Here is a 7191-nt window from a genome sequence, read left to right as displayed (position 1 = left end):
CGGCGCGGCACGCCGTCGCGCCATTCGCCCCAGTGCGTGACGATGTCCTGAACGAGCGGATTGCCCGCGCGGTACAGGTTTTCGGTCGCCGGGGCGAAGCGTCGGCCACTACGGCATATTTGTGCCGTAGTCACTGCACCAGTGTAGCGACACAATTGGTGACGTTATCCAAGGTCAATCCAGCGACCAAGTCGCATCCATGCCCGATACAGCGATTGACACGAGCTGATTAGTCTGCCGGTCGCGCTTGCCATCGTAGTCGATGGTCGATCGGCTGTATATTGCATGTCCAGCGGGCTCAATCCAGATCATCACGCCGGTTGAGCCAGCGAAAGGTTGCTTGTTCGCCGCAAGAACCCGCCGTCTTTCCCACCTTCCATTCACACTTCCCAATACTCATTCGTTGCATCGACCGAAATCTGGTACACCTTCGGTCCTACTTCAGGCACTTAGCATCAGCACTCCAAATGATATCCATATGGAGAGTGCCTATGACAACATCGCCACTGCCTGGTGTATCTCTCGATGGACCACCCATCTGTCCGAACATGACGGACGCGGCGTTCAGGAAACGGATGCTCGAATTGCGGGACGAAGCAGTCGAGATCACACTGCGACGGCGCAGGGAACTGATGCTCTGGAACCCGGCCACGGAAGCACGAGTGATCGAGTGGTTCGGCTCGGCAAATAGCGATACAAGACGCAGACTTACTTCAGGGCTCGACGCCCTCGCCAGGGTGATGGCCACGCTCGGGCCAGAAAATTTCGTCCGCATCGGTTCCGATGCCGACCGCGCAACAGGATGTCTTCCAAACATGAAACATCTCGACGCCGAGGTCGCGCATGTCTGTCGCTCCGACACCGCAACTCATACAATCGCCATCAATCTCCCGTTCTGCTCGCTACCCGAGCGATCAGCCGGGAACCTCTCCTCGCAGCAATTGACCATCGTTCACGAATGCGCGCATTTTGCAGACACTTTCGACGCGGGCGACCATCCAGCGGCATACGGTCGACGGGCCAGCGCCCAGTTCGCGAAACGCTACCCGGGCATGGCGATCGGTAATGCAGACAACATCGCGTGGTTCATTCTGGCACGTTGAATCGGAGCAACTCATGCGACGTGCCCTCTCTGTCATATTCGGCGCCCTCCTGTCACTCCCGATACAGGCCAATGCGTGCAAGGTCCTGTTGACCGACAGCATGGAACTGCCGCTGAATTCGGCCGAAATCGCCAACAGCGACAGACTCTCCGTCGTCAGACACTACCTGACCGCCAGGGAATGGACGCGCGAAGGGGCGGCGGTCTCGATCGACGCGACGGCCTACGATTGGGAAAGCCGCCCTAATCAACTCGCGCGGCAACGCGGTGCGCAGATGAAATCGTTTCTCGTGCAACTCGGAATGTCGCCCGACGACATTTACATCGACGAGCGAATCGTGTCGCGCAGGAACGGCAAGCTCGATCCCGATGACAGGAAGCAGCTTTGGGTCCAGTTCGTCCCGAAATGCCCGCCTGCGGGCTGTCAGAGTCTTTGCAACTCGGCAGGTACGCCCGGTGTCGCCAGTCATGCACCGACACCCGAAATGCCGGGGCCCGAGCCCGACTCGAGCCGCTTTTCATGCGGCGACAGTCGTGAACCCACGTCGGCACGTTTCGTGACAACGGAGCGCTGGACCGCACGCACGCGCAACCAGACCTTGCTTTTGCGAAATCAAGACCACCGGCTGCTAACGCATACCTGCTACCGGATCAGCACCAGTGCCACGCAATACATCGGCATGACGGACGAGCACGGTGAGACTGCGCCCATGCAGCTATTGGGGCCGGAATATACGCGCATCGAACTCAAACTCGCGCGCCCCGGCCCGTGATCCTCCGCAGCCGGTCCCGCGGGCCCCAATCCGGTCGCTCCAGGCGATATCGACTCGCCCGGAGCCCGGCCACGCGTGAATGATCGAGTGACTCCAGCGCGGCGCTACCCCCTCACCGGCGCGGCACGCCGTCGCGCCATTCGCCCCAGTGCGTGACGATGTCCTGAACGAGCGGATTGCCCGCGCGGTACAGGTTTTCGGTCGCCGGGGCGAAACCACCCTGGTCCGCATAGTTCAGCAGATTGTCCGCGCTCGTCTGCCCTGCATACGGCCGGTCGAAATCGGAACCCGTGCGCAGCACCGCGACGCGCGACAGGTCGACCCGCTTCACGCTCGCCGCGCGCTTGAGCGCTTCATACGTCGCGTTGTCTTCCTGCGCGGTCATGCAGTAGGTGCCCTTGCCGTCGGTGAGGATCTTGGTCCACTGGCGCGCGCGCTCGCCGATCAGCGTGCCCGAGAACCACGTATTGCCCGATGACGTGTCGCACTGGATCACCGTCGGCGGCCGATTCGCCGGCGCATACGTGAACTTCGCGCGCGCGGCCTGGGCCTGCGCGCTGTCGGCGAGCACGACGTTGCGCGACAGCGCATACGCGGCATCGGTCAGCTGCGGGTTGAGCTGGAATACTTCGGTGCGGTAGTCGAGCGGCGGCTTGTCGTTCGGGCTCTTCGTATTGATGCCGAGAAAGCCGGTATTCCAGCCTGCTGGAATCTCGCGCGCATCGAGTTCCCACTGCAGGCTGAAGTCGACCAGGTATTTCGACCAGGCGGCGGAACCGACCGTGCCTTGCGCGGGGTCGACGCCCGCGATGCCCGACACGAGGAAGTACGTGCGGCGCAGGTCGAAACGCTGCGAGAACGTGAGCGCCATGATCGTCGCGGACGCGTTCGCGTAGCCCATGCCGGTCGTCACCACGCACACGTCCTGCTTGTTGCAGTGAACGGCCGGATAGTCGGGCGACAGGCCGGGCACGGTGATGTCGCGCCACGGGCCGAGCCGGTCGAGCCATGCCTGGCCTTCCGGACCGAACATCGTGATGATCATGACCTTGACCGGGCGGCCCTGTGCACCGGTCTCGGCGAATGCGGCGTTGCCCCCATCGTTGCCCTGGTTGTTCTGCGCAATCGACGGCGCGGTCGCACAGGCGGCAAGCGAGAATGCAGCTGCGGAAAGGATGGAGCGAGTCAGCATCGGCGTTCCTTGTTTCGGTGATGTTGGGTGAGAACGGCTCTCGGAGACTGCGCGAGGGAGTATAGAACGCGCGTGTGCGATGCGGAACCCGACTACGAAACGGCGGGCGGTGTGCGCGGCTCCAGGATTCGCATGAAACGCGGCCGGGATCGACATGCGCGCCGCGCAATAACATCAGGAATACTATCTGATCGACCGACGCACGAGTCGACGTCGATGCGAATGACTGGATGCAAACCACGACGAGCCTTGCGTGGCTCTCGATCCACGGCCCGAACAGGAAATCGTTCATCGGTCGTCGATGCCTTCGAGGGAAGGCATCGATTCTAGCGACCGACAGCGATCCAGCGTGAAAAAAACCGCGTCAGGCGACGTCGACGCGCGCGGGCCCGTCCACCATCTCGCCGATCACGGCCGCACGGTCGAAGCCGTCGGCGCGGAAGCACGCGAGCACGTCGTCGACGGCATCCGGCGCGCACGCGACCAGCAGGCCGCCGGACGTCTGCGGATCGGTCAGCAGCGCCTGCGCGACGGGCGGCAGCCCGTCGGCGAGCCGCACGTCGGCGCCATATGCGGCCCAGTTGCGGCCCGATGCGCCGGTGAACACGCCGTCGGCGACGAACGCCTCGACGCCCGCCAGCCACGGCAGCGATGCGTAATGCACGCGTGCGGTCAGCTTCGCGCCGCGCGCCAGTTCGAGCGTATGGCCGAGCAGCCCGAAGCCCGTGACGTCGGTCAGCGCATGCACGCCCGGCAGCGCGGCGAGTTCGGCGCCCGGCCGGTTCAGCTTGGTGGTCGTCGCCACCATCTGCGCATAGCCCGCGTCGTCGAGCTGGTTCTTCTTCAGCGCGGCCGACAGCACGCCGACGCCGAGCGGCTTGCCGAGCACGAGCACGTCACCCGCGCGCGCGGCCGCGTTGCGCTTCACGCGCGACGGATGCACGACGCCAATCGCCGCGAGCCCGTAGATCGGCTCGACCGAATCGATCGAATGGCCGCCCGCGACCGGAATGCCGGCATCCGCGCACACCGATTCGCCACCGCGCAGCACGGCCGCGATCGTCTCGTGCGGCAGCACGTTGATCGGCATCCCGACCAGCGCGAGCGCGAGAATCGGCTTGCCGCCCATCGCGTAGACGTCGGACAGCGCGTTGGTGGCAGCGATACGGCCGAAGTCGAACGGATCGTCGACGATCGGCATGAAGAAGTCGGTCGTCGCGACGATCGCCTGCTCGTCGTTCAGCCGGTAGACGGCCGCGTCGTCGGAGGTCTCGGTGCCGACCAGCAGGTCCGGGAACAGCGCGGGCGGCGTCGCCCGCTTCAGCAGTTCGGACAGCACGCCCGGCGCGATCTTGCAGCCGCAGCCGCCGCCATGCGACAGGCTCGTGAGGCGCGGAACGGCGGGCGGGGTGAGGGGGGCTTCGGTCATCGTCGGCATCCGGTGAATAACAATGTTCTATTATCGACAATTCCGCGCGAGCGCGCCCGGCACCCACATAATTGACGGCGCCCGCCCTCGTCCGCTCGCTCATTCATGGATCACCTGTTCATCGGCCTCGTGCTGTGCTCCGCCCTCTTGCACGCGATCTGGAATGCATTCCTCCACGTGAGCGAAGACCGTCTCGTCCAGCTCGGCACGATGTCGCTGCCGTATCTCGCGTTCGGCATCGCGGGCGTTGTACTGCTGCCCGCGCCAGCGCCCGCCGCGTGGCCGTATGTCGCGGCGTCGGCCGTGCTCGAGGTCGCGTACTGCTTCACGCTGGCGCGTGCATACCGCAACGGCGAATTCGGGCAGATCTACCCGATCGCGCGCGGGATCTCGCCGCTGCTCGTATCGGTGCTGGCGCTCGCGATGCTGCACGAGCGACCGACGCCGTTCGGCTTCGCGGGCATTGCGCTCGTGTCGTTCGGCATCATGTCGCTCGCGTTGCGGCGCGGCTTCCGGTTCTCCGGCGAAGGCGTGCCGTACGCACTGCTCACGGGCGTGTTCATCGCCGCGTATTCGATCTGCGACGGCATCGGCTCGCGTGTGTCGGGCAGCGCACTCGGCTATATCGCGTGGGTTTATCTGCTGTGGAGCGTGCCGCAGCTCGTGCTGGTGTGCGCGATGCGCGGCGGCCCGCGCGTGGTGTTCGGTTCGCGCGCGTCGCTGCGGCAAGGCGCGATCGCCGGCACGATCTCGCTCGCCGCCTATGGAATCGTGATTCTCGCGTACCGGCATCTGCCGGTCGCGACGGTATCGGCGCTGCGCGAGACAAGCTCGATCTTCGCGGTCGCGATCGGCTGGTTCGTGATGCGCGAGCGGCCCGGCGCGCAGCGGCTCGCCGCATGCGCGCTGGTGGTCGCGGGCGCGGCGTTGATCCGGCTTTGACGCGCGTGCGTACGCCCTCAGGAAGGACCGGCAGTCACGGCAGGTCCGGTGCACTCGGCAGTCGGGCCGTTGTGTGCTTGCAGCCGAGGTTTTTCCAGGCGAGGCAATTGTCTCCGCACCGCGGAGACAATTGCCCTGGACCTGCTTGAAAACGCTGATCCATATCGACTCCCTCTCATACGTGACTTTCGCATCGCGCTCTGCCGTCTCGAGCGTGGGTCGTCACCTCAACTGCCGCACACGTCAAGCCGCCGCAATCATCCCGTCGAACGCCCGCTCGTCGATCGCCTCGGCCAGCGTCGCGAACGCCGTCGCGATCTCGTCCTCCGGCACGCACGCATAGCCGAGCAGCAACCCCGACGCCGCGCGCTCGCGCTCCGCGTAGTAACCGGACAGCGGCCGCACGACGATGTTGCGTTCGAGCGCGGCCTGCGCGACCGCGCGATCGTCGACCCCGTCCGGCAGCCGCGTGACGAGATGCAGCCCCGCATCGCTGCCGAGTGCCTGCAGCGTGTCGCCGTAGCGGCGCGCGACCGCATCGAGCAGCACCTCGCGGCGCTGCCCGTACAGCGTGCGCATCTTGCGGATATGCGACACGAAGTGCCCTTCCGCGATGAACTCGGCGAGCACCGCCTGCTGCAGCAGCTGCCCTTCGCGATACAGCTCGGCGCTCGCGGTCGCGAAGCTCTCGGCGAGCGGCTCCGGCGCGACCAGATACCCGACCCGCAGCCCCGGGAACAGCGTCTTGCCGAAACTGCCGACGTAGATCACCTGCCCGGCCGTATCGAGCCCCTGCAGCGACGCGAGCGGCCGGCTGCCGTAGCGGAATTCGCTGTCGTAGTCGTCCTCGATGATCCAGCAGCCGTGCTGGCGCGCGTATTCGAGCAGCATGCGGCGCCGCGCGAGGCTCATCACCATCCCGAGCGGATACTGGTGCGACGGCGTGACGAGCATCAGCTTCGGCGGCTCGGCGAGATCGGCGGCCGACGGCGCGATCCCTTCGTCGTCGACCGGAATCGGCCGCGTGGTCAGCCCCGACACGTTCAGCACGCTGCGCACGCCCCAGTAGCACGGATCCTCGGTCCAGATCGCGTCGCCCGGATCGGTCAGGAGCCGCACCGCGAGGTCGATCGACTGGTGGATCCCGGTCGTGATCACGATCTGCTCGGGCGTGCAACGCACCGAACGCGACGTGCGCAGGTAGTCGGCCAGCGCCTCGCGCAGCAGCGCGAGCCCGCCGCCCGGCGCGTAGGTGAGCAAATCGGGGCGCAATCTCCGCCAGTACTTGTTGTGCAGCCGCGTCCACACGCGCGCCGGAAAGCGCGACACATCGGGCACGCCGGGCATGAACGCGCCACCCTGGCGCTTCGACACGCCCGCGCCCTCCACGAGCCGCGTGCCGCGCGCCGACAGCCGCCGCGCGGACGATGGTGCCACCGCCGCGCCGGCGGCCGGGTCGGGCGACGCGCCGACGATCTCGTCCGGCGCGCTGTCGGCGACGAACGTGCCGCGCCCCGTCGCCGAGTTCACATAACCTTCGAGCGCAAGCTGTTCGTAAACCTGCGTGACCGTGTTGCGGGCGATCCCGAGCTCAGCCGCCAGCAGCCGCGACGACGGCACGCGCGTGCCGGCCGGCAGTTCGCGCGACAGGATCGCCTGCTGCAGCAGCCGGTGCAGCTGCCGGTAGATCGGCTGTTCGCCGCCGCGCACGAGGCGCTGCGCCAGCCAGTCCGACAACACGCTTGCGCGCATG

General features: G+C 66.1%; 7 protein-coding genes. 3 read left to right on the top strand and 4 right to left on the bottom strand.

Translation table 11 applies throughout. From position 1 onward, the window contains the following. Nucleotides 1–155 (bottom strand): hypothetical protein (locus DIE04_RS30345; RefSeq protein WP_185702671.1); only part of this gene is annotated, 155 nt, incomplete at its 3' end. Between the two features lie 336 nt (nt 156–491). Here DIE04_RS30345 and DIE04_RS04880 point away from each other — a divergent pair. Continuing rightward, complete coding sequence (locus DIE04_RS04880; protein WP_260426217.1) at nt 492–1103, top strand: M35 family metallo-endopeptidase; 612 nt, start codon at nt 492–494, stop codon at nt 1101–1103. A gap of 13 nt (nt 1104–1116) precedes the next feature. Beyond that, nucleotides 1117–1875, top strand: a complete 759-nt coding sequence (locus tag DIE04_RS04875) for a hypothetical protein (protein ID WP_124486157.1) — start codon at nt 1117–1119, stop codon at nt 1873–1875. Between the two features lie 112 nt (nt 1876–1987). On the opposite strand, the gene DIE04_RS04870 is transcribed toward DIE04_RS04875, so the two are convergent. Next, a complete protein-coding gene (locus DIE04_RS04870; protein WP_124486156.1) occupies nt 1988–3067 on the bottom strand; it encodes a purine nucleoside permease in 1080 nt (359 codons plus the stop codon). A gap of 364 nt (nt 3068–3431) precedes the next feature. Then, nucleotides 3432–4496, bottom strand: a complete 1065-nt coding sequence (selD, locus tag DIE04_RS04865; RefSeq protein ID WP_124520046.1) for a selenide, water dikinase SelD — start codon at nt 4494–4496, stop codon at nt 3432–3434. Nucleotides 4497–4601: 105 nt separating this feature from the next. On the opposite strand from selD, the gene DIE04_RS04860 reads away from it, so the two are divergent. Next, nucleotides 4602–5438 carry a DMT family transporter gene (locus DIE04_RS04860; RefSeq protein ID WP_124486154.1) on the top strand — a complete coding sequence of 279 codons (837 nt, stop codon included), beginning with the start codon at nt 4602–4604 and terminating at the stop codon, nt 5436–5438. A 243-nt stretch (nt 5439–5681) separates the two neighbouring features. Here DIE04_RS04860 and DIE04_RS04855 read toward each other — a convergent pair whose 3' ends face one another. After that, the gene (locus tag DIE04_RS04855; protein ID WP_124520048.1) at nt 5682–7190 is read right to left on the bottom strand and encodes a PLP-dependent aminotransferase family protein; all 1509 of its coding nucleotides are present in this window, start codon (nt 7188–7190) and stop codon (nt 5682–5684) included. Nucleotide 7191: the final 1 nt, after the last annotated feature.

This window comes from Burkholderia sp. Bp8994, from assembly GCF_003853805.1.
Classification (GTDB): Bacteria; Pseudomonadota; Gammaproteobacteria; order Burkholderiales; family Burkholderiaceae; genus Burkholderia.
This window is presented reverse-complemented; position numbering and strand designations above follow the sequence as displayed.